At 69.7% G+C, this 19,158-nt stretch carries 19 protein-coding genes, 1 tRNA gene and 1 pseudogene; 7 read left to right on the forward strand and 14 right to left on the reverse strand.

Annotated features, from left to right (window positions below):
* Positions 1 to 186 precede the first annotated feature (186 nt).
* Entirely contained in the window at positions 187 to 1,062 is an 876-nt protein-coding gene (locus tag JOD64_RS15685; RefSeq protein ID WP_204942911.1) for a hypothetical protein, read from the reverse strand.
* 306 nt (positions 1,063 to 1,368) lie between these two features.
* Between JOD64_RS15685 and JOD64_RS33790 the strand changes: the two are divergent.
* Positions 1,369 to 1,523 (forward strand): annotated as a pseudogene (locus JOD64_RS33790) (excisionase family DNA-binding protein); the annotation flags it as partial.
* 179 nt (positions 1,524 to 1,702) lie between these two features.
* On the opposite strand, the gene JOD64_RS15690 reads toward JOD64_RS33790, so the two are convergent.
* Positions 1,703 to 2,536: a hypothetical protein gene (locus tag JOD64_RS15690; protein WP_204942912.1), complete on the reverse strand. Its 834-nt coding sequence runs from the start codon at positions 2,534 to 2,536 to the stop codon at positions 1,703 to 1,705.
* A 1,046-nt stretch (positions 2,537 to 3,582) separates the two neighbouring features.
* Between JOD64_RS15690 and JOD64_RS15695 the strand changes: the two genes are divergently transcribed.
* Together JOD64_RS15695 and JOD64_RS15700 are read left to right on the forward strand one after the other, a co-directional pair.
* Positions 3,583 to 3,780: an excisionase family DNA-binding protein gene (locus JOD64_RS15695; protein WP_110562740.1), complete on the forward strand. Its 198-nt coding sequence runs from the start codon at positions 3,583 to 3,585 to the stop codon at positions 3,778 to 3,780.
* Positions 3,780 to 5,000, forward strand: a complete 1,221-nt coding sequence (locus tag JOD64_RS15700) for a tyrosine-type recombinase/integrase (RefSeq protein ID WP_204942913.1) — start codon at positions 3,780 to 3,782, stop codon at positions 4,998 to 5,000. Before JOD64_RS15695 ends, JOD64_RS15700 begins: the two co-directional genes overlap by 1 nt.
* Before the next feature lie 84 nt (positions 5,001 to 5,084).
* Here the strand turns inward: JOD64_RS15700 and JOD64_RS15705 are convergent.
* Both JOD64_RS15705 and JOD64_RS15710 read right to left on the reverse strand, forming a co-directional pair.
* Positions 5,085 to 5,156 (reverse strand) — tRNA-Lys (locus JOD64_RS15705).
* A 93-nt stretch (positions 5,157 to 5,249) separates the two neighbouring features.
* A complete protein-coding gene (locus tag JOD64_RS15710; RefSeq protein ID WP_204942914.1) occupies positions 5,250 to 5,738 on the reverse strand; it encodes a MarR family transcriptional regulator in 489 nt (162 codons plus the stop codon).
* A gap of 122 nt (positions 5,739 to 5,860) precedes the next feature.
* On the opposite strand from JOD64_RS15710, the gene JOD64_RS15715 reads away from it, so the two are divergent.
* Positions 5,861 to 7,300 (forward strand): MFS transporter, encoded by a 1,440-nt coding sequence (locus JOD64_RS15715; RefSeq protein ID WP_204942915.1) that lies wholly within the window; start codon positions 5,861 to 5,863, stop codon positions 7,298 to 7,300.
* Positions 7,301 to 7,707: 407 nt separating this feature from the next.
* Positions 7,708 to 8,790 (forward strand): NAD-dependent epimerase/dehydratase family protein, encoded by a 1,083-nt coding sequence (locus JOD64_RS15720; protein ID WP_204942916.1) that lies wholly within the window; start codon positions 7,708 to 7,710, stop codon positions 8,788 to 8,790.
* Positions 8,791 to 8,801: 11 nt separating this feature from the next.
* Here the strand turns inward: JOD64_RS15720 and JOD64_RS15725 are convergent, their stop codons facing one another.
* From JOD64_RS15725 to JOD64_RS33500, 6 genes are all read right to left on the reverse strand, one after another.
* Positions 8,802 to 10,001 carry a hypothetical protein gene (locus tag JOD64_RS15725; RefSeq protein WP_204946075.1) on the reverse strand — a complete coding sequence of 400 codons (1,200 nt, stop codon included), beginning with the start codon at positions 9,999 to 10,001 and terminating at the stop codon, positions 8,802 to 8,804.
* 87 nt (positions 10,002 to 10,088) lie between these two features.
* Positions 10,089 to 10,835, reverse strand: coding sequence for a ZIP family metal transporter (locus JOD64_RS15730; protein ID WP_204942917.1), 747 nt, complete (start codon positions 10,833 to 10,835; stop codon positions 10,089 to 10,091).
* A gap of 49 nt (positions 10,836 to 10,884) precedes the next feature.
* Entirely contained in the window at positions 10,885 to 12,075 is a 1,191-nt protein-coding gene (locus JOD64_RS15735; RefSeq protein ID WP_204942918.1) for a GNAT family N-acetyltransferase, read from the reverse strand.
* A gap of 284 nt (positions 12,076 to 12,359) precedes the next feature.
* Positions 12,360 to 12,698, reverse strand: coding sequence for a PadR family transcriptional regulator (locus JOD64_RS15740; protein WP_204942919.1), 339 nt, complete (start codon positions 12,696 to 12,698; stop codon positions 12,360 to 12,362).
* Between the two features lie 101 nt (positions 12,699 to 12,799).
* Positions 12,800 to 13,519, reverse strand: a complete 720-nt coding sequence (locus JOD64_RS15745; RefSeq protein WP_204942920.1) for a PP2C family protein-serine/threonine phosphatase — start codon at positions 13,517 to 13,519, stop codon at positions 12,800 to 12,802.
* Positions 13,520 to 13,635: 116 nt separating this feature from the next.
* Positions 13,636 to 14,196 (reverse strand): helix-turn-helix domain-containing protein, encoded by a 561-nt coding sequence (locus JOD64_RS33500; RefSeq protein ID WP_307813426.1) that lies wholly within the window; start codon positions 14,194 to 14,196, stop codon positions 13,636 to 13,638.
* A 56-nt stretch (positions 14,197 to 14,252) separates the two neighbouring features.
* Here JOD64_RS33500 and JOD64_RS15755 point away from each other — a divergent pair, with 56 nt between their 5' ends.
* Entirely contained in the window at positions 14,253 to 15,494 is a 1,242-nt protein-coding gene (locus tag JOD64_RS15755; RefSeq protein WP_239559533.1) for a benzoate/H(+) symporter BenE family transporter, read from the forward strand.
* 237 nt (positions 15,495 to 15,731) lie between these two features.
* Here JOD64_RS15755 and JOD64_RS15760 read toward each other — a convergent pair whose 3' ends face one another.
* From JOD64_RS15760 to JOD64_RS15775, 4 genes are all read right to left on the reverse strand, one after another.
* Positions 15,732 to 16,103 (reverse strand): hypothetical protein, encoded by a 372-nt coding sequence (locus JOD64_RS15760; protein ID WP_204942921.1) that lies wholly within the window; start codon positions 16,101 to 16,103, stop codon positions 15,732 to 15,734.
* A 184-nt stretch (positions 16,104 to 16,287) separates the two neighbouring features.
* A complete protein-coding gene (locus JOD64_RS15765; protein ID WP_088951051.1) occupies positions 16,288 to 16,539 on the reverse strand; it encodes a hypothetical protein in 252 nt (83 codons plus the stop codon).
* A gap of 80 nt (positions 16,540 to 16,619) precedes the next feature.
* Positions 16,620 to 17,093, reverse strand: a complete 474-nt coding sequence (mscL, locus tag JOD64_RS15770; RefSeq protein ID WP_204942922.1) for a large conductance mechanosensitive channel protein MscL — start codon at positions 17,091 to 17,093, stop codon at positions 16,620 to 16,622.
* 39 nt (positions 17,094 to 17,132) lie between these two features.
* Positions 17,133 to 17,825 carry a FadR/GntR family transcriptional regulator gene (locus tag JOD64_RS15775; protein ID WP_204942923.1) on the reverse strand — a complete coding sequence of 231 codons (693 nt, stop codon included), beginning with the start codon at positions 17,823 to 17,825 and terminating at the stop codon, positions 17,133 to 17,135.
* 50 nt (positions 17,826 to 17,875) lie between these two features.
* Between JOD64_RS15775 and JOD64_RS15780 the strand changes: the two genes are divergently transcribed.
* Positions 17,876 to 19,156 carry an MFS transporter gene (locus tag JOD64_RS15780; RefSeq protein WP_204942924.1) on the forward strand — a complete coding sequence of 427 codons (1,281 nt, stop codon included), beginning with the start codon at positions 17,876 to 17,878 and terminating at the stop codon, positions 19,154 to 19,156.
* Positions 19,157 to 19,158 lie beyond the last annotated feature (2 nt).

Here is a 19,158-nt window from a genome sequence, read left to right on the forward strand (position 1 = left end):
CGAAGTGCAGCCCGCTCCGCAACCGCACTGCGATCCTCTACGCGAACGGGCTGGCTCCGCTGAGCGATAAGGGCAGCGGAACAGATCCATCGTGGGCAACTTCAGAGAACCATGCTCCATCCCCTACTGACTTGCGGTGGCAACGGGCCCGGCGCACACGCTCACCTTTAAAGAGGGCGTCATAGGTTACTCGTCATCGTCTTCATCATACCAGTCCCCTGGTTCGACAAGCCCTTCCAAAGCTTCGCGCACTGCAGTGGGATCATCCAGTCGCAGGACGAAGAAACCGAAGTAGTTTTCCGCAGAATGCAGCAGCGTCGAGTCTACAACCTCGCATAGATAGGGAAAGGTCGGAGTCTTGCCCCGCACGCCAGAGCTCGGATAGAAGAGTTCGTTCGATATCACGGACAAGAAAGCGGTTACCCACCTGGCGAGGCGAAAGCAGTGGAGAGCCATCGCCACTGATTTAGGATGCAGGGGTACGTCGAACTGATCGATGTAGGGCTGCAGCAGGATCTCGGCATTCCATCCCCGTTGCGCCTCTGCCGCATGCGCGACTTTGTAGAGGGCGTGCGGTATGTACGAAGTCAAGGCCAGGTAAGGACCAAGCCAATCGGGCTCTTCGCACCCTCCGGCCAGGGCTATCCAATCTCTGTACAGCCCTGGCTCGACGTCACTACCGGAAAGGCTGTCGAGGTACTCGTACCGCCCTCCACCCTTCGCATATTTTTCAAGCAGCGGAACGAGCGTGGCCGGCACGTCTGGACGGCCAGCCTGGACATATTTCCCAGCTAGCCCTGGCCCGTCTGGGATGCTTGAGATATCCAGATCCTCGACCGCATCGAGCAATCGCGTCACAGCATGGCTGTATTTCGAAACTTTCGGATACTCGCCATGAAGCCTAAAGTGGTTGGCCGACACGGTCAGCTTAGCCAACCTTTCCAGACCGGTAGTGAAGCCAAGAAGCCCATTGTGGAGCTTATACCGCAGTTCGAGTCCACCGTCGGAAAAGAGGAGTTGCTCAGGGTCCGTCACATAGGCAAGCGTCCGAATGCCGTCCACCGTCTGATGGAGGGAGAACTGAGTCTCTGAAATAATGCTATGCCACTTTACTGCTAGGTTACTCACCGTCTACCACTCTCAATCAAGGCAGCTCTCACGTTGAGGATCTTCGACGCAGACCACGTTGGACTGTGGAAGGCTCATCGGCTACCGCTGCTTTGTGGGCTATCCAGCCGGCAGGAGCATCCGAGGGCCAACGCGGCCAACATTCATCCGTCCATGATGGCGGGAAACTCGAAGCCGGTCGACGGCTGTCCGCCTGACGGTACGTGCCTCAGGCTGGCCGCAGCCCTCGCCCTCAGCTGAATCTCCCCCGCCGAGGTCGCCGTCCTGCTCGGCTTCAGCATCTCCAAGGTCAAGATGAAGATCGCCACCGGCGAGCTGCGCTCCATCAAGGACGGCAAGTACCGCCGCGTCCTCCCCGATGGGTCGACGACTACATCCACGAACAGGTCGAACGCGTGGGCGGGGCCTGCGTTCCGGGATGGGGAGCGGCCGTGTGGTACGCTCTCTTCAGGTGCGCGGGATGTAGGTCCCGATGGTTCGCGACCAGGCGTTGCCACGGAAAAGGGAGATCCAGGTTCGAGTCCTGGCGGCCTAGCCGTAGCTTAATTGGTAAAGCCCCTTCTTTTAATTCCCGTCACGCTCTAGCGATGGCGTCTTGGAGTTCTTGCTCCGTCAACTGCAGCGCCCGGTAGTAGAAGCGCGCAATCCCTTTAACCTTCCGAAGGCGATCGTTAGCCTGACTGTTTCCGCCGTCAGCCTGGAATTCTCTGAGAACGTAGTCTGCCCACGTCTGTCGGCTAATCTTGCCGACAAGGGCCGAATTGCATTCCTCGGCTATTCTCTTGGTAACTGCTAGGCTGGCGATCAGGTCACCCTGTTTAAATGACACCTTTCGGCCGACCGTGACTGACCCCATGAGCGGATGACCGGTAAGGGTCTCCCAGCCTTGGATCGTAGGCGCATCGAGAGATGCAATATGACCAACTAGCGCTTGGTTTGCAGTGCCCGCAGCGTGGATGAGGCAATTTCGCATGAACCGAAGCAGGTGGAACTGTTTTACTGACGCTGCTGGAAGGGTGTGGCCTGTAACGCTCTCGAACGTTGAATGCATGTTGTGAGACTTGGCGTCGTCGGCGCGACGCATGGTCATGTGGCCGTCGCGAGCAAGCATCTTCAACGTCGTCATTAGCAGATCTTCATGAATGGCTAGTATGTAAGGTACCGCCATTGCGCAGAGGTGCTCCTCGGCCTCGCCGAGGAATTGCTGGGCTCGGTCCGTGCGGAGGTTGAACCTTTTGATGTGAGGTACGGCTGGAAAAATTTGAGAGAGCTGCATTTCCGAGCCGTGAGTTAGATGTAGAACGTGATTCGCGAGTTGGGAGCCGGCGAGCAATGCCATGATGGCGTTGTTCGCCTCTTGCCGATTCTGAGCATAATCGCGATACTCTCTAAATTGCACCAACGTCACGAGTGGTTCCCTTCCCTGCCTTTCAGTGGCAACAGTGGCAACAGTGGCAACACCCTACGGGAACAATCCACTGAGGAGCTACGGCGGCCGGTTGTCAGCTGACCGACTAGGCCGTGGTGGGGATGCGGCGCGTGTACCCCGGGCAGGCCCCTGGCCTGCCGGCAACGCCGGCCCGAGGGGTCGCAGAGGCTCCGGGGTAAAGGGCGGCCCGTAGGGCCGTCGCGCAGCGACGCGAAGCGCCCTTGACCTTGGAGGGGCGAACCCGCACACTCCGCGCCGCATCCCCACCACGACCGGCCGTGACTCGCCCAACGACGCGGCGGTGCGACGGCCGCCGCGCCCCGGCTGGCTGCCGGCCCACCAGCTGGTTACCCACGCCCTGTCGTCGCGCGGCAGCCCTCCGGGCTTCCCGCTGTCCGCGCCAGTCGCCGGGCGTCAGGCGTGACGGCCGCAGAGCGACAGCGGCAGGGGCCGGCGCGCGCCCAGGCGGCGGCGCGTACGGCCCGTCAAGGGCCGCCTTGACAGACGTACAGAAAGTCCTCCCACACCGGCCGTCCCGCCTCGGCGAGGGATCACGGCGGGTTGACGTGTCGGTACTCGGTGCTACTCTGGCGCTCGTCGAGCACGCCAGCGCGGCCTTCCTGCCGGATCGCTGGACTCGACGTCGGAGATGCTGAGCGGCCTTCCTGTCGCTGATGCGGGCCACGTCCCACCGGCTCTCGATCGCACCGGCCGCTATGCCGGTCCCCTGAATCCGCTTACCAGCCCAGCACGGTCTTGCCTGCCGTCCACGATGGCCCGGATTCGCACTGCTCCACGGGTGGGGGCAGCCTGCGGCAACCCGCCGGATGCCGATATCCCAGGCTCCCCACCCGTGCCGGCCCCAATTGCCAAGTCCACGAGCGTGAAAGGACATGATCCATCGGCGGGAAGTGGCACGACCACGACGCCCTGCTCGTCAACACCGCCGCGAGACAGCGACGGGAGAGCAGCCGTGTCGGCCGGGAAGAACTTGCCCACGAGGCCTGGCTTTTCGGAGCCGCCGCATGAACCAGGACCTCCGCCCCCGCTGGTACTCGCCGGCAGAAGTCGCCGTGCTGCTCGGCTTCGGGATCTCCAAGGTCAAGATGAAGATCGCCACCGGCGAGCTGCGCTCCATCAAGGACGGCAAGTACCGCCGCATCCTCCCCGAATGGGTCGACGACTACATCCGCGAGCAGGTCGAGCGTCAGGAGGCCGCCTGATGCCCGGACGTGCTCGCGCCAACGGCGAAGGGTCGATCTTCCCGTACCGGAATGGCTTTGCCGCGTACGTCTGGGTCGAGAAGCCCGACGGGAAGCGGGGCCGGAAGTGGGTCTATGGCAAGACCCGCGAGGAGGTCCACGACAAGTGGATCAAGCTGCACGGGCAGGCAAAGGCCGGCCCAGTGGCGACGCGCTCCCCGACGGTAGGGGAATACTCCGGCTACTGGCTGCGCGAGATCGTCAAGCCGAACCTCGCCCCGGGCAGCTACGTCACCTACGAGGTGGTAGTCCGGCTCTACCTCGTGCCAGGGCTGGGCCGGAAGCGGCTCGACAAGCTCCGGGTCAGCGACGTGCAGACCTGGATCAACGAGGTGGGGCGGACCTGCCAGTGCTGCGCCCAGGGCAAGGACGAGCGGCGCAAGCCCGCCCAGCGCCGCTGCTGTGCCCTCGGCCGCTGCTGCCGGGATCTGCCTTCGGCAACCAGCGTCACCCATCTGCGGACCGTGCTCAGGACGCTGCTGTCCCATGCGATTACCGAAGGGCTGATTTCCCGGAACGTCGCGTCCCTGGTGAAGCTGCCGCTGGTACGGAAGCGCAAGCGGAAGGCGTGGACGAGCGACGAGGCGCGGCGCTTCCTGGAGTCGGCCCGCGCCGACGACGACCCGCTCTACGCCGCGTACGTCCTGGTCCTGGTGCTCGGTCTGCGCAAGGGCGAGATGCTGGGGCTCACCTGGGCCGACATCGACCTCGACGCGGGGGAGCTGACCATCGACCGGCAGCTCCAGCGGGTCGGTGCCGAACTGCTGCACCGGGAGACGAAGACCGCCGCATCGGACGCCAGCCTGCCGCTGCCGGACATCTGCACCGTGGCCCTCAGCCGTCGCCGTGTCGCGCAGACTGCCGCTCGGGACGCCGCCGGCCCCGCCTGGCAGCCGTCGGACCTCATTTTCACCACCCGCTACGGCCGGCCGGTCGAGCCACGCAACTTCAACCGCTTCTGGGACCGCCGCTGCGGCGCGGCCGGGGTCCGGCGGATCACCGTGCGGGACGCCCGGCGTACCTGCGCCTCGCTCCTGGCCGACCTGGACGTCCACCCTCGGGTGGCGATGCAGACCCTCCGGCACGCTCAGTTCGCCATCACCATGGAGATCTACACGGTCGTCTCCTCGGCGGCGACCCGCGACGCGCTCAAGCGACTCGGCAGCGCACTGGACCGGTAACGCGCTACTGCTGTACTTCGCTGCTGTACCGGCCCGAATTACGGCAACAGCGGCCCCGCAAAGGGCCGCTGACCTGCGGAAGAGTGGGCCGCCAGGGACTCGAACCCTGAACCTATGGATTAAAAGTCCACAGCTCTGCCATTGAGCTAGCGGCCCGCGCGCTCAGGTTACCCGACCACCCGCGCCCGGGTTGATGTCCGCCCCGGTCCAGACGAGCGATGCTGATCTACGCCGGTGGCGGGCCAGTCGTCATGCCGGTAGCTGCTCGGCACCCTGCAACGTGGCGGTGTGCCGGTCGAGGATCGCAGTGGAACGGCGGGAGAACTCGGTGAGCAGACGCAGCTGCTCGTCGGAGTACTCCTCGATGAGGGCGAGGTAGTCGCGGCTGAACTCGTCGAGGGTCTGTTGCAGGCGCTCGTACGCCTCGCCGCGCACCAGCTCGATTGTCACTTTCCGCCGATCGCCGGGATCGCGCTGCCGGCGTAGGAAACCGGCCTGCTCCAGCCGGTCCAGCATTGCGGTGATGGCGCCGCCGCGGGTGAGGCCGATCTGCCGGGCGAGGCGGCCTGCGGGCATGGGCCCGTCCTTGTCGAGCACGCCGAGGCAGCTGATGTCGGTCATGGTGATGCTGGCCCGCGCGGCGAGGGCGCCATGGAACAGGACCGCGGCTTGGGCGGACGCGCGCTCCAGGTGGTACAGGTCGGCGACCAGCGACACCCGTGACAACGACGTTGACACCCGGCAGCCCTCCCCATAAAGTCTCGGAATTAGAGAGAATCTAAAACCGAGCAGATCGCCGCGCGAGAAGCTCCATCTCGTGCAGCTGCTCCGACCGTAGCAGAAGTCGGAGGACTGACATGATGACCGACGTCGCGCCCCAGCGGAGTGACACCCGCCCGTGGCTGGCCTTCGCCGTCGTACTCACCGCCGCCTTCATGGACCTGGTCGACGGCACGATCGTCAGCATCGCCCTGCCGCGGATCCAAGCCGACCTGGGCGCCGGCTACGCCGACGCGCAGTGGGTCCTGGTCGGCTACTCGGTCACGTTCGCCCTGGTCCTGATCCCGGGCGGCCGCCTCGGCGACATCTACGGCCGGCGCCGGGTCTTCCTGATCGGCATCGCGGCGTTCACCGTCGCCTCGATCGCCTGTGGGGCCGCTGCGACCGCCCCGGTCCTCATCGGCGCACGCCTGATCCAAGGCGTCGCCGCCGGCCTGATGGTCCCGCAGGTGATGTCCGTGGTGGTCATCCTGTTCCAGAACGCCGAACGGGCCAGGGCCTTCGCCCTGTACGGCGTCACGCTCAGCCTCGCCAACGTCAGCGGCCCGCTGCTCGGGGCACTGTTCACCGAGTACAGCCTCTTCGACCTGGGTTGGCGGGCGATCTTCTACGTCAACGTGCCGGTCGGCGTCCTCGCGCTGCTCGGCGCGCTGCGTTGGCTGCCGGAGTCGCGCTCGGAGACGCCGCTGCGCGTCGACGTGGCCGGCATCGTGCTGATCAGCCTCGCCTCGTTCGCCCTGATGTTCCCGGTGATCCAGGGACGGGAGGCGGGCTGGCCGATCGGCATGATCGTGCTGCTGGTCGCCGCGGTACCGCTGCTCTGGGCGTTCGGCGTGGTGGAACGGCGGCGGGACAGCCGCGACGCCTCCGCTCTGGTCCCGCCGGACCTGCTGCGGCAGCGCTCCTTCGTGGTCGGCCTGATCTTGCTTCTGATCGTCTTCTCCGCGCTGGCGTCGCTGTTCCTGGTGCTCAACTACACGCTGCTGACCGGCTACCGATGGAGCCCGATGCGTACCGCCCTGACCGGCCTCGGCTTCCCAGTCGGCATCTTCCTCACGACCGGTGTGGCCCAGCGGTTCGCCACGACCCATGGCCGCAGGCTCATCCAGATCGGGCTGACCGTCATGGCCACCGGCATGACCCTGCTCATTCTCATGTTCACCCGCGAGGGCATGACCGTCACCTTCTGGCAGCTCGCCGCACCGATCCTGGTGATGGGCCTGGGCATGGGCCTGTGCGTCTCCATCGTGACAACCGTCGTGCTCGCCGATGTTCCGCCGCGCAACGCCGGCGCTGGCTCCGGCGTGACCAACGCCGTGCTGCAACTGGGCGCGGCCGTCGGTGTCGCCATCGTCGGTGCCATCTTCTTCTCGCTGCTCGAGCCCCGGAACTTCCCGGACGCCGCAGGAACGGCGCTGTGGTGCAACGCGGCAGTCATCGTCCTTGCCGTCCTGCTCACACCCTTCCTACCCGCCGCCGCCCCCACGCCGCAGGCCGCAGCCCCCCAGGGACCACGCTGACAGTTGCCCTCGCCGGTCAGGCCGCACGACACCGGACCGTCCGGCGACGCGCGTACTCGACAGCCCTGCCCGACCTGCGGACACCGGCCGGAGGCGACAGCCGAGGCCTGACCCTCCCGCAAACCTCCGCGGCCGCTACGCCCGTGATCATCACCAGATCGGCGAGCCGGCGGTATCCGGAGCGCTGGATAGCCCCATGTCGGCGATATGGAGTGGATCAAGCCGCGAGGGCCGCGAGGTCCGCGTGCCGCGAGGTCCGCGTGCGGCCAGGCCCGTGCCGCGAGGCCTGCGTGCCGCGAGGCCCGGGTGGGGCGAGGGGTCCGCGTGCCGCGAGCAGGGCCGGGCCGTGGGCGCGGCGCAGGCTAGGTGGGTGGTTGAGCTGCTGCTGGGCGGGTACGGGGTCGAGCATGCGGATCGTGGTGGTGGGGGCGAGCGGCAATGTCGGTACGGCGTTGCTGCGGCGACTGCGCCGGGAGCGGGGCGTGGAACTGGCCGGAGTGGCCCGGCGGTTGCCCGGGCCGAATGCCGGTGAGCCGTACGACCAGGTGGAGTGGCACTCCTGCGACATTGGCGCGCCGGGCGCGGCGGGGCAGCTCACCGAGATGTTCGCGGGTGCGGACGCGGTGGTGCACCTGGCCTGGCAGATCCAGCCCAGCCACGATCAGCGGGTGTTGCGTCGGACCAACGTCGAGGGCAGTCGGGCGGTGTTCGACGCGGTGATCCGGGCCGGTGTGCCGGCGCTGGTGTACGCCTCGTCGGTCGGCGCCTACGCGCCCGGTCCGAAGGACCACCCGGTCAGCGAGCGGTGGCCGGCGACCGGTGTGTCCGGTTCGTCGTACAGCGAGCACAAAGCGGAGGTGGAGGCGCTGCTGGACGAGGTCGAGCGGGATCATCCGACGCTGCGGGTGGTGCGGATGCGCCCTGGGTTGATCTTTCAGCGGGCCGCCGGTGTGGAGATCACCCGCTACTTTCTCGGTCCGCTGGCGCCGGTGCGGCTGCTGCGCTTCGGTCGGATCCCGCTGGTGCCGACGAACCGCCGGTTGCGGATGCAGGCGGTGCACGCCGACGACGTGGCTGACGCGTACACCCGGGCGGTGTTGCGTGAGGTGCGCGGTGCTTTCAACGTCGCCGCGGACCCGGTGCTCACCCCGGAGCTGGTGGCTCGGCACTTCCACGGCTGGACGGTGCCGGTCGCCGCGCCGGTGCTGCGGGTGGCGGCGGCGCTGACCTGGCGGGCACGGTTGCAACCGGTCGACGCGGGCTGGGTGGAGCTGGCTCTGAACGCCCCGCTGCTGTCCAGCGAGCGGGCGGAGACCGAGCTGGGTTGGCACCCCAAGATCAGCGCTCTCGCCGCGCTCAAGGAGCTCTTCGACGGTATGGCCGGCGGCGACCACGCGGGAAGCCCACCGCTGTCCGGTGCACGCGACCTGCCCGGCCGCCCGGCGGCCCTCCTCCAGTCCCGCCCCCCAGGCCAGGGAAACCCCTACTGAGTACGCCTGCGTCAGCTCAGCTTGGAATTGGTGACCGTGGGGTTGCGGGCGCCGAGAAAGAAGATGCCGGGGAAGCCGCTGGTCTCGAACTTGCCGCTGGGATTGCGGCGCAGAGTCGAGTTTTCGATCTTCATCGTGCCGGTGCGGTTGTTGCTCACGAAGAAGACCGCGCCGCCGCCCTCGTTGGCCTTGTTGTTCTCGATGATCGTGCCGGCGATCCGTACGGTGAACTCGTTGCCGTCGCAGTAGATGGCACCACCGCTGCCGCCGCCGGGCGTGCCGGACTTGGCCGGGTTGGCGCCGTTGCCGATCGCCTCGTTGTGGCTGAGCACGCTGTTGAGCACCACCCAGGAGACGCCGATGCTGCTCAGCGCGCCTCCGTTCGAGCAGGAGCCACCCTGGCCGGAAGCGCCGCCGAAGGTGCTGCTCACGACGTACACCGGCTTGTTGTCGTGCTGGCTCAGCACCCGGATGGCCGCGCCGCCCAGGTCGGGACCGGTGCGGTCGCAGCGGTTGCGGACGAAGCGCGAGTTGACCACCTTGAACCGCCCACCGCGGACGAAGATCGCCCCACCGCCGCCGCCCTCGGCCTCGTCGCCTGTGGAGTTGCCGTCGGCGAAGGTCAGGTTCTGCACGGTGAGCTGCGGGTGGTCCTGGTTCTGGCAGTGCGAGGTGGTCCAGCCCTGGGCCTCGTCGCAGGTGTTCATGTAGAGGATGCGGCGTTGTCCCTGACCGCTCAGCGTGACCTTGCCGCCGCCGTCCAGCACGACCTTCGGCCCGTTGGCGTTGCGGACCTTCGCGGTGGCCGCCATCTTGATCGTCACCGGGGCCGGTCCACAGTTGAACGTGATGACACCGCCGGCCGCGACGGCCTTCACGACTGCCGCGGAGGTGCAGCTCGCCGGCGTGCCGGTGCCGATGGTCCGGGTCGGCTTCGAGGTGTCCACCGCCCGTGCCTCGGCCGGCACGGTGGCCTTGCCGTTCGGGTTGCCGGCCGCGAGCACCTTGTCGGCGGGCTTCGGGCTCTTGCTGGCACCTGGGCCACCGAGACCGTCGCGGCCCGTCGGCGCTTCGCCCTGGTTGCCCGTCGGCAGAGCCTCCGGCGTGGCGGACGAGCCGGGCTGGAAGGCGGGAGCCGGATCGTCGGACGCGCAGGCGGGCAGGGTCGCCGCGGCGACACCGAGGACGAGCAGAGCAGCAAGCGACGTCATGCGCACCCCGTGATGCTAGGAGCCCTGACGGCGTCACGACGAATTCGCCGTGCGGGCTTAACCCCTGGTTAAGGCTGGGCGGGGCACTCAGGCGTGGGACAGGGCGAAGGCGGCCAGGAAGCCGGCGACAGTGATGAGACCGACCAGCAGGTGCGCGTTCTCGAACGCCTCGGGAACCATGGTGTCGGTGATCATCGCGAGGATCGCGCCGGCGGCCAGCGCCGTGATTCCGGCCAGCACCTGCGGCGGGGCACCGCCCAGCAACGAGTTGCCGAGCAGCGCCGCCACCCCACTGATCAGCGCGATCCCGAGCCAGAGCAGAAAGACGAACCGCCGGGACCGGCCGGCCTGGCGCATGCCGGCCGCGCTGGACAGGCCCTCCGGAACGTTGCTCAGGAAGACCGCAGCCACCGTGACCAGGCTGACCGTGCCGCCGCTGAGCAGGCTCGCGCCGATCACCACCGATTCCGGTACGCCGTCCAGGAGCGCGCCGACCGCGATCGCCGACCCCGAGCCGGGTTGCTCACCCTCGGAGGGCTGGGCGCCCGAGCGTTTCCGGTTCCGCGCGCCGTGCCGGGCCAGTGCCAGGTTCGCCAGGGTGTAGACAACCGCACCGCCGCCCGCGCCGATCACGGTGGGCAGCATCCCGCCCTCGTCGTGCGCCTCGGCGATCATCTCGAACGACACGGCGGAGAGCAGCACCCCCGCCCCGAAAGCCATGATCGACGCGATGACGCGCTGCGGCACCCGGGCGAACCAGCCGGCTGCCGCCCCGACCAGCAGAGCCGATCCGGCCAGCAGCCCCCACCCACCCGCCTGCAACCACTCCGGCATTCACCGGACGGTACCCGCGGTCGGGGCGGCAAACCGCCCGTGAGAAGACTCAGAAGTCGGCGAAGAGGTACGGCATCCGGCGCGGGAAGATGCTGCGCAGCTCTGCGGCGGCGTCCGGCGGCACCTCGCCCAACCCGCGCAACGGCAGCTCGGCCGGGTCCAGCACCCCGTACGCCAGGGCGGAGAGCCCGGCCGCCGTGAGCGTGGCGGTCGGCGCGCGACCGGCGGTGTCGGCGACCAACTCCAACGCGCCTGTCGTGCCGTCCAACAGGTGCGCGCCGGCCAGCCACCGGTCCCCGGTCAACTCCACCCGTACCCGGCCGGGGCCGGCGGGCAGCCCACTCAACGCGTCCAGCGACAACAGTCGGGCCATCGGGGCGGACGAACCCGGCACCGCCGTCCGTGCCTCGACGTGCACGTCCAGGTCGGTCAACCACAGCTCCGGCATCTCGTCGGGTGGCACCTGGACGGTGATCCGCGCGATCTGGTCGACGTGCCGGGCGAAGAACTGCAACAGCAACGCCCGTGCGAGCGGGTCGGTGACCAGCAGTTCGTTGCCGTGCAGCGTGCCGCCGTGCTCGTCGATCCGGTACGTCACCGCGCCGGTGACCTCGCCGTCGACGCGGGCGGTGAGCAGCCAGTACTCGTCGCGGTCGCGCATCCCGACCGCCCGGTACTCCGGGAAGACGGAGAAGCCGTGCCGCTCCTGGAGGTTGCGCTCGGTGAACGCGCGCCACGTCGGATAGCCGGCAGCGATGCGTTCCCAGCCCACCTCGCCCGGCAGGTCCACGCGGAGCAGCGACCCCAGGTCGGCCGGGGCGAAGGTGACCTTGCGCGGCTTGGGCAGCCCGACGTAGCCGAACCGGGCGTAGAAGCTCGGCCGGAACGGGTAGAGCGCGCTGAGCGCATGCCCCTCGTCGCGCATCTCGTCGAGGAGTTGGTGCAGCAGCGTCCGGACGTGCCCCTGCCGGCGGGCCAACGGATGGGTGGCCACCCCGGCGACCCCGGCCATCGGCAGCACCACCCCGCGCAGATTCTGCCGCATCGGAATCGCCGAGGCGGCGGCCAGCGTGGTGCCGTCCTCCTCGACGATCAGCGTCCGGTTGCCCTGGTTGTAGGGCAGGTAGTCGCGGAACTCCTCGGTCCGGGCGGCACCGAGCGGCGACGACTCGAAGGCGTACGCGGCCAGCGGGAAGCTGGTGGTGAGACGGTCGTCGGCGGTCACCCGGCGGATGGTCATCCGCCCATCTCAACCTGCCGTGCGGATCGCAGCAACCGAATTGGTCAAAACCCTGGTACGGCTCGTCGAGCAGCAGCACGTCCGGCCACGGCGGCGATCTGTCCGGCGCGGACGGTCAACGTCGCGTCCCGCAGCACCGGCCGCCGGCCGTACCTTGGTGACGCCCGCCGCGTGCAGCCGGACCGGCCCGGGGCGTGGTCCCGGCGCGGTGCCGATGCTCTCGACGACTGCGCCCGCGTACTGCTGGGGTGGACCGAAGACGATTCGCAGCCAATCGTCGGCGTTCACCGGGCGACCCCCTTCGTGACGATGTCGTTCACCGGGCCGACGAAGGTGAGCCAGGCACTGCCGCCCTCGCGGAGGGCCGCGTACCCGTCATTGGTCAGCCGGTAGTACTTGCGGGCCGGCCCGCCGCTGCCCTCCCGCCACTGCGCGGTGACCAGGCCGGTCTTCTGCAGGCGCAGCAGCACGGGATAGAGCGTGCCGCCCTGGATCGGCCCGACGCCCCACCCGTCGAGCGCCTGGGCGAGCTGGTAGCCGTAGGACTCGCGCTCGGCCAGCATCGCCAGGACGCAGATGTCGAGCACCCCTCGCAGCCACTGCCCACGGCGGTCGGAATCCACCCGCCGGACACTAGCGGTGCAACCTAGATGGCACAACTACATAGTGAGCCCGGCGGAACCCACCCGGCCGGTCCGGTGGACCGTCGAGCAGGCCGTACGGGTCAGCGGGTGACGACGTCGGAGACCACGACTGTCACGTTGTCCGGTGCACCGGCGTGGTGGGCGAGCTTCACCAACTGCTCTCCACACTGCTGGCGGTCGGCGTACATGCCCAGCGCCGCCGCGATGGCGTCGTCCTCGACGTAGTCGGAGAGCCCGTCGCTGCAGAGCAGCAGTCGGTCACCAGGGCCCACGGTGAGCACACCGACCGCCGGTGGGGTGTCGGCCCCCTGCACGGCTCGGGTCACGAGAGACCGCTGCGGGTGGTGGCGGGCCTGCTCGGGGGAAAGGGTGCCCTGGTCGACCAGCGCCTGAACGAAGGTGTCGTCCCGGGTGAGCTGGGTCAACTCCCCGTCGCGCAGCAGGTAGCAGCGGGAGTCGCCGACCTGGGCCAGCACCAGCGTCTCGCCGGCCAGCAGCGCCGCGGTGAGCGTGGTGCCCATCCCGTCGCGGCTCGGGTCGACGGTGATGGCGGCGTGGATCCGCTGGTTGGCGGTGCTGACCACGGCACGCAGGGCGTCGGCGGCGCTGTCGGGCTCGGTGGGCGGAGCCAGCTCGTCCAGAATCCGGATCACGATCTCGCTCGCCACCTCGCCCGCGGGCAGCCCGCCCATGCCGTCGGCGACGGCGATCAGGCGGTCACCGGCGAGGGCGGAGTCCTCGTTGTTGGTGCGAACCAAGCCGATGTCGTTGAGGATGGCCGAGCGGAGGATCAGCGTCATGGGGTCAAGCTTGCCAAGAACAACCCGCATTCGTCTCTACGCCTACTGCGTAGGGTCGAGAAATGATTGCGATCTTCGTCGTAGGAGCTGGCGAACCGAGGCCGATCGGCCGGTACTCAGTGGCGGGGATAACGCAGTAGCAGGCTGGCGGCGACCTCCTCGTCACCCACCGCCGCGTACGAGTGCGGCACGTCCGAGACCCAACGGAGGTGACCGCCGGCCGGGGCGGTCAGCGGTGCGTCGGCCGGGCCGGCGCGCAGCACCCCGGCGAAGACGGTGACGTGCTCGGTGACCCCGGGCTGGTGGGCGGGGGAGAGTTGCCCCGGGCCGGGCGTGACCCGCATCCGGTACAGCTCGTAGGTCGCGTCGGTGTCGGTGAACACCTCCAGCAGGGTGGCGGTGACCGCGGTGCCGTGCACGGTGGGCTCGGCGGCTGGCTCGGCCAGCACGGCGGTCAGCGGTACGCCGAGCTGTGCGGTGACCGCCCAGAGCGTCTCCAGGGTCGGGTTGCGGGTGCCGTGCTCCAGGCCGGAGAGGGTGGCCTTTCCGATGCCGGCGAGCCGGGCCAGTGTGGACAGCGAGATCGCACGCTCCTCGCGCAGGGCACGGACCCGGCGGCCGACGACGGTGGGATCCACGTCGAGGCCCGGGCGGCGGGCTGGTGGTGGGTGCGGCACCCGGCTATCGTGCTACACACTGTCGTTCCGTAAACGGAACACTCGGGGAGGGTGGGATGGTCGGACGCGTCCAGCCGGTGCTGGCCGGCGCGGTGACCGCCCTGGTCGGCTTCGCCAGTTCGTTCACCGTCGTGCTGGCCGGGCTCCGGGCGGCCGGCGCATCGGACGCGCAGGCCGCCTCCGGCCTGCTCGCCCTCTGCGTGTCGTGCGGGCTCGCCGCCGCCTGGTTGGGCTGGCGGCACCGGATACCGATGAGCGTGGCCTGGTCCACGCCGGGCGCGGCTCTGCTGGTGGCGACCGGGCCACCGCCGGGCGGGTGGCCGGTCGCAGTGGGTGCCTTCCTCGTCTCCGGGGTGCTGATCGTGGCGGCCGGGCTGTTCCCGCCACTCGGCCGTGCGGTGGCTGCCATCCCCAAGCCGGTGGCCGGCGCGATGCTCGCCGGGGTGCTGCTGCCACTGTGCACCGCCCCGGTCCGCGCGCTTGTCGAGCTGCCCACGGTGGCTGGCCCGGTGGTGATCGGCTGGTTGCTGCTGCACCGGTTCGCCCGCCGCTGGGCGGTGCCCGGCGCGTTGCTGGTGGCGGTGATCGCGATCGCGCTGACCGCGCCGCCGACCGGCCTGACCGGTGCCGCGCTGGCCCCCTCGGTCACCCTGACCGCGCCGGCCTGGAACGCGTCCGCGCTGGTCGGCCTCGCCCTGCCGTTGTTCCTGGTCACCATGGCCGCGCAGAACGTGCCCGGCATGGCGGTGCTGGTCGGCTACGGCTACCGGCCGCCGTTCGGCGCGGCACTTCGGGCGACCGGCCTGGCCAGCCTGTTCGCCGCCCCGGCCGGCGGGCACGCGGTGAACCTCGCGGCGATCACCGCCGCGTTGGCCGCCGGCCCCGACGCCCACCCGGACCCGGAGCGCCGCTGGGTCGCCTCGGTCACCGCCGGCGTCGGGCTGGCCCTGCTCGGTCTGGGTGCCGGCGTGGCCACCGCGCTCGTCGCCGTCGCCCCGCCGATCCTCATCGAGGCGGTCGCCGGGCTGGCGCTACTGGGCGCCCTAGCCACCGCGCTCGCCTCGGCGGTGACCGACCCGGCGACCCGCGAGGCCGCCGTGGTCACCTTCGTGGTGACCGCCTCCGGGGTGACGCTGATCGGCGTGGGCGGCGCGTTCTGGGGTCTGGTCGCCGGCTGCCTGATGCTGCTGCTCTTCCACCGTCGCCCACCCGTCGCCCGGGCCGCCGCGCCCGAAAGCTCAATGCCGGAGCACGAAGATCGCGTCATCCCCACCGACCGGACACCCCAACACCACTGACCTGGTCCCCACCTCCGCCACCCGCACCAGGGCTGTCCGCTCCAGGCGATCCGGGCCAGGACCACGGCGTCCGCCAGCTGATCCACTCCAGATCGCCGACGTGGCGGTATCCGGGCCGGCGGATACCGCCACGTCGCCGACATGGAGCCGATCACCGGCCCGGCGCGGCCCGGCGCGGCGCGGCCCGGCCCGGCCCGGCGTGTCGCGTCGCGGGGTGGCACTCTGGATTGCGGTGGGCTATTCCTCCGGCGGTAGGTCAGCTACGCCCACGGCGAGGAGGACCCGGCCGTCGGCGACCGCGCCGATCCGGTCGGCCGGTACGTAGACCGCGCCGGTGCGGGTCAGATCGGTTGAGACCTTCAGGTAACCGCTGTGCAGCAACCGCGCCGCCAGATCGGCCGGCACGTCCGGCTCCTCGACCGCCGTGGCCTCGATCAGCTCGTCCAGGCTGCTGCCCGGGTCGGCGGTCGGTGCCTGGACGGTCACCGCGTTCGGGTCGGCCCGCTGAACGAGGTCCACCGTGCCGACCTCGGTGCCGGCTGAGTCGATCACCGGCATTCCGGTGGTGATCCGCGAGATGGGCGCCTGCTGCTCGTCCTGCTGATCCATCCCATTGCGGTTCCCGGGGCGGTACGCCGCTAAACGCCGCCAGTCCGGCAGCCGGCAGCAGGGGCCCGAGGCGATGGGGCCTGAGAGCGTTATGACTCTGAGGCATATTTATGCCACTGAGTCATAACCGACGAGAGCACTACCGCCTCCAGGCCCCGGAGTGACGGTGGACGGCGGCGACCGTTCAGCTGTTCGGAAGGGTCCAGCTGCCCGGCGGGCGCGGGGACAGTTCCCGCCAGGTGTCCGGGCCGTCGAGCAGCGCCCGGACGGTGTCCTCGGCCTCGTCCGCACTGCCGTACTCGTAGAACCGGGAGATGCCCTCGGCGCCGCCGGCCCGCTGCTCGACGTGCCACCGGTCGGCGTCCACGCGCAGGAAGACGTCCCGCCGGGCCAGCCGCCCCCACTTCCCGTTCCACCAGTGCTTTCGCTGCTCCATGGCGGGACTCTATCGAACACACGTACGAGAACGTGCGGCCCCTGCGGGAATCCCACAGGGGCCGATGTGCTTCCGTTCGGTCAGCGCTGCGTCGGCGGCTCGGTGCGACGGCCCAGCACGTCGTCCAGCGCCCCGCGCTGCTGGCCCGGGATGGTGTGGCCGGCGGAGACCAGCGCGTCCCGGATCTCGGTGAGCAGCTTGACCTCCTCGCTCGGCGCCGAGGGCGGCGGCTCCTCGCCCCGCTTGCGCCGCTCGGCCAGCCGGTTCATCGGGTAGACGACCAGGAAGTACAGCGCCAGCGCGGTCAACAGGAAGGTGATGGTCGCGTTGACGAACGCCACCCAGTCGAACGGGATCTTCCGGAACGTGGGAACCGAGCCGGTGAGGCCGTTCTTGTTGCCGGTGACCAGCACGATCATCACCCGAACGAGCGGTTCGAGGAACGACTTGGTGAGCTGGGTGACCACGCCGGTGAACGCGGCGCCGATGACGACACCGACCGCCAGATCGACGACGTTGCCGCGCATGATGAAGTCTTTGAAGCCTTTGAGCATCCGTACTCCCGAGGTGTCCGCTTTTCTGTCGGGGACAACCTATGCCCAGGGAGCGGGCTCCAGAAAAGCGCCGGCTTCGATCGCTGCCCGGCCCGGCTCACCGGCCCGGATCGCCTCGACCAGCCGGGTGTGGTCGACGTAGCGCTCAGGTGTGAGCGCGCCCCCCATCGCCTGGGCGACCGTGCTGCGCAGGGCGGCGCCGAACGAGGCGTACAGCTCGGCGAGCATGGCGTTGTGGGCGGCGGCGACCACCGCGATGTGCAGTGCGGCGTCGGCCTCGACGAACGCGTCGACCCGGCCGCCGTGCCAGGCGGCCTCGCGGGCGGCGAGCGCGCCGTCGAGCGCCGCCAGGTCCTCAGGTGTACGCCGTAGCGCGGCGAGTCGGGCGGCCTCCACCTCGAAGGCGCGACGCACCTCGATGACCTCGGTCATCCGGTCGTCGCCGAGTCGGCGGGCCACCACCGGGGCCAGTTCGTCGGTGGACACCACGTACGTGCCGGAGCCCTGCCGGCACTCCAGCACCCCGGCGTGCACCAGGGCGCGGACCGCCTCGCGGACCGTGTTGCGCCCCACGCCCAGTGCGGCGACCAGTTGCGGCTCGGTGGGGATGCGCCCGCCGACCGGCCATTCGCCGCCGAGGATCCGGGCCCGGAGCTGCTCGATGGTCTGCCGGACCCGGTGGCCCCGGGGCGGCACCGGCGGTGCGGAGGGGACATCAACCGACGGTGGCACTGGTTACATCACCGAGCCCAAATTCATCCCATGATTGTAGGTTGGATGCTATGACCCCGCCACCTGCCGCCGCTCCGGCGCTGCCCGCTCCCGTCGGCGTCGAGCCACGCTCAACGCGCGACCCCGGTGCGGGCCGACGGACGCACCCGGCAACCGGTGGCGCGCTCGTGCTGGTCGGGATGCTGCTGGTCGCGCTGAACCTGCGCGCCGTGGTGACGAGCCTCGGTGCCCTGCTCGACGAGGTACGCGACGGGCTCGGCCTCTCCGGCGCGACCGCCGGCCTGGTCACCACCCTGCCGACGATCGCGTTCGCCGGCCTCGGCGCGCTCACCCCGTGGCTGGTCCGCCGGGTGGCGCCGGCCCGGGTGCTGGTGGTCGCCATGCTCGCCCTCGCCGTCGGCCAGGTGCTCCGGGCCACCACCGACTCGGCCTGGATCTTCGTGCTCACCAGCGCGCTGGCGCTGGCCGGCATCGCGGTCGCCAACATCCTGCTGCCGATGCTGGTCAAGCAGCACTTCCCGCACCGCACCGGCCTGGTCACCGGGGCGTACACGATGGCGCTGACCCTGGGCACGACGGTGGCCGCGGCCTCCGCGGTGCCGATCGCGCACGCCTTCGGCTCCTGGCGGGCCGGTCTCGGCATCTGGGCGGCGATGGCCGCGGTGGCCGTACTCCCGTGGGTGCCGCTGGCGCTGCGGACCCGCGCCGCCGCACGGCGCGCGACCTCGACGGCGGCCGCCACCGCGCCGGTGCGGGTCCGGCCGGCGCGGACCCGGCTCGGCTGGGCCATGGCCGTCTACTTCGGGGCGCAGTCGCTGAGCGGGTACGCGATCATGGGCTGGCTGGCCCAGTTGTTCCGTGACGCCGGCTACCAGCCGGAGTCGGCCGGGCTGCTGCTCGCCGGGGTGACCGCGCTCGGCGTGCCCATCGCGCTGGTGATGCCCACCGTCGCCGGCCGGATGGCCACCCTGCGCCCGCTGGTGCTCGGGATGACCACCGCGTCGACGCTGGCCTACCTGGGGCTGGCGCTCGCCCCGCACGGCGCCGCGCTGCTCTGGGTGATCCTGCTGGCGATCGGCCAGGGCGCGTTCCCGATGATCCTGACCGCCATCGGCCTGCGCGCCCGCACGGCCGAGGGGACGGTCGCGCTCTCCGCGTTCGCGCAGAGCACCGGGTACGTGATCGCAGCCCTCGGCCCGCTGATGGTCGGCATCCTCTACGAGGTCACCGGCGGCTGGACCGCGCCGATCGGGTTCCTGCTGGGTGCGCTCGCCGTGCAGACGGCGGCGGGCATGGCGATCGCCCGCCCCCGCTACGTCGAGGACGAGTGAGA

This window comes from Micromonospora luteifusca (assembly GCF_016907275.1).
Classification (GTDB): domain Bacteria; phylum Actinomycetota; class Actinomycetes; order Mycobacteriales; family Micromonosporaceae; genus Micromonospora; species Micromonospora luteifusca.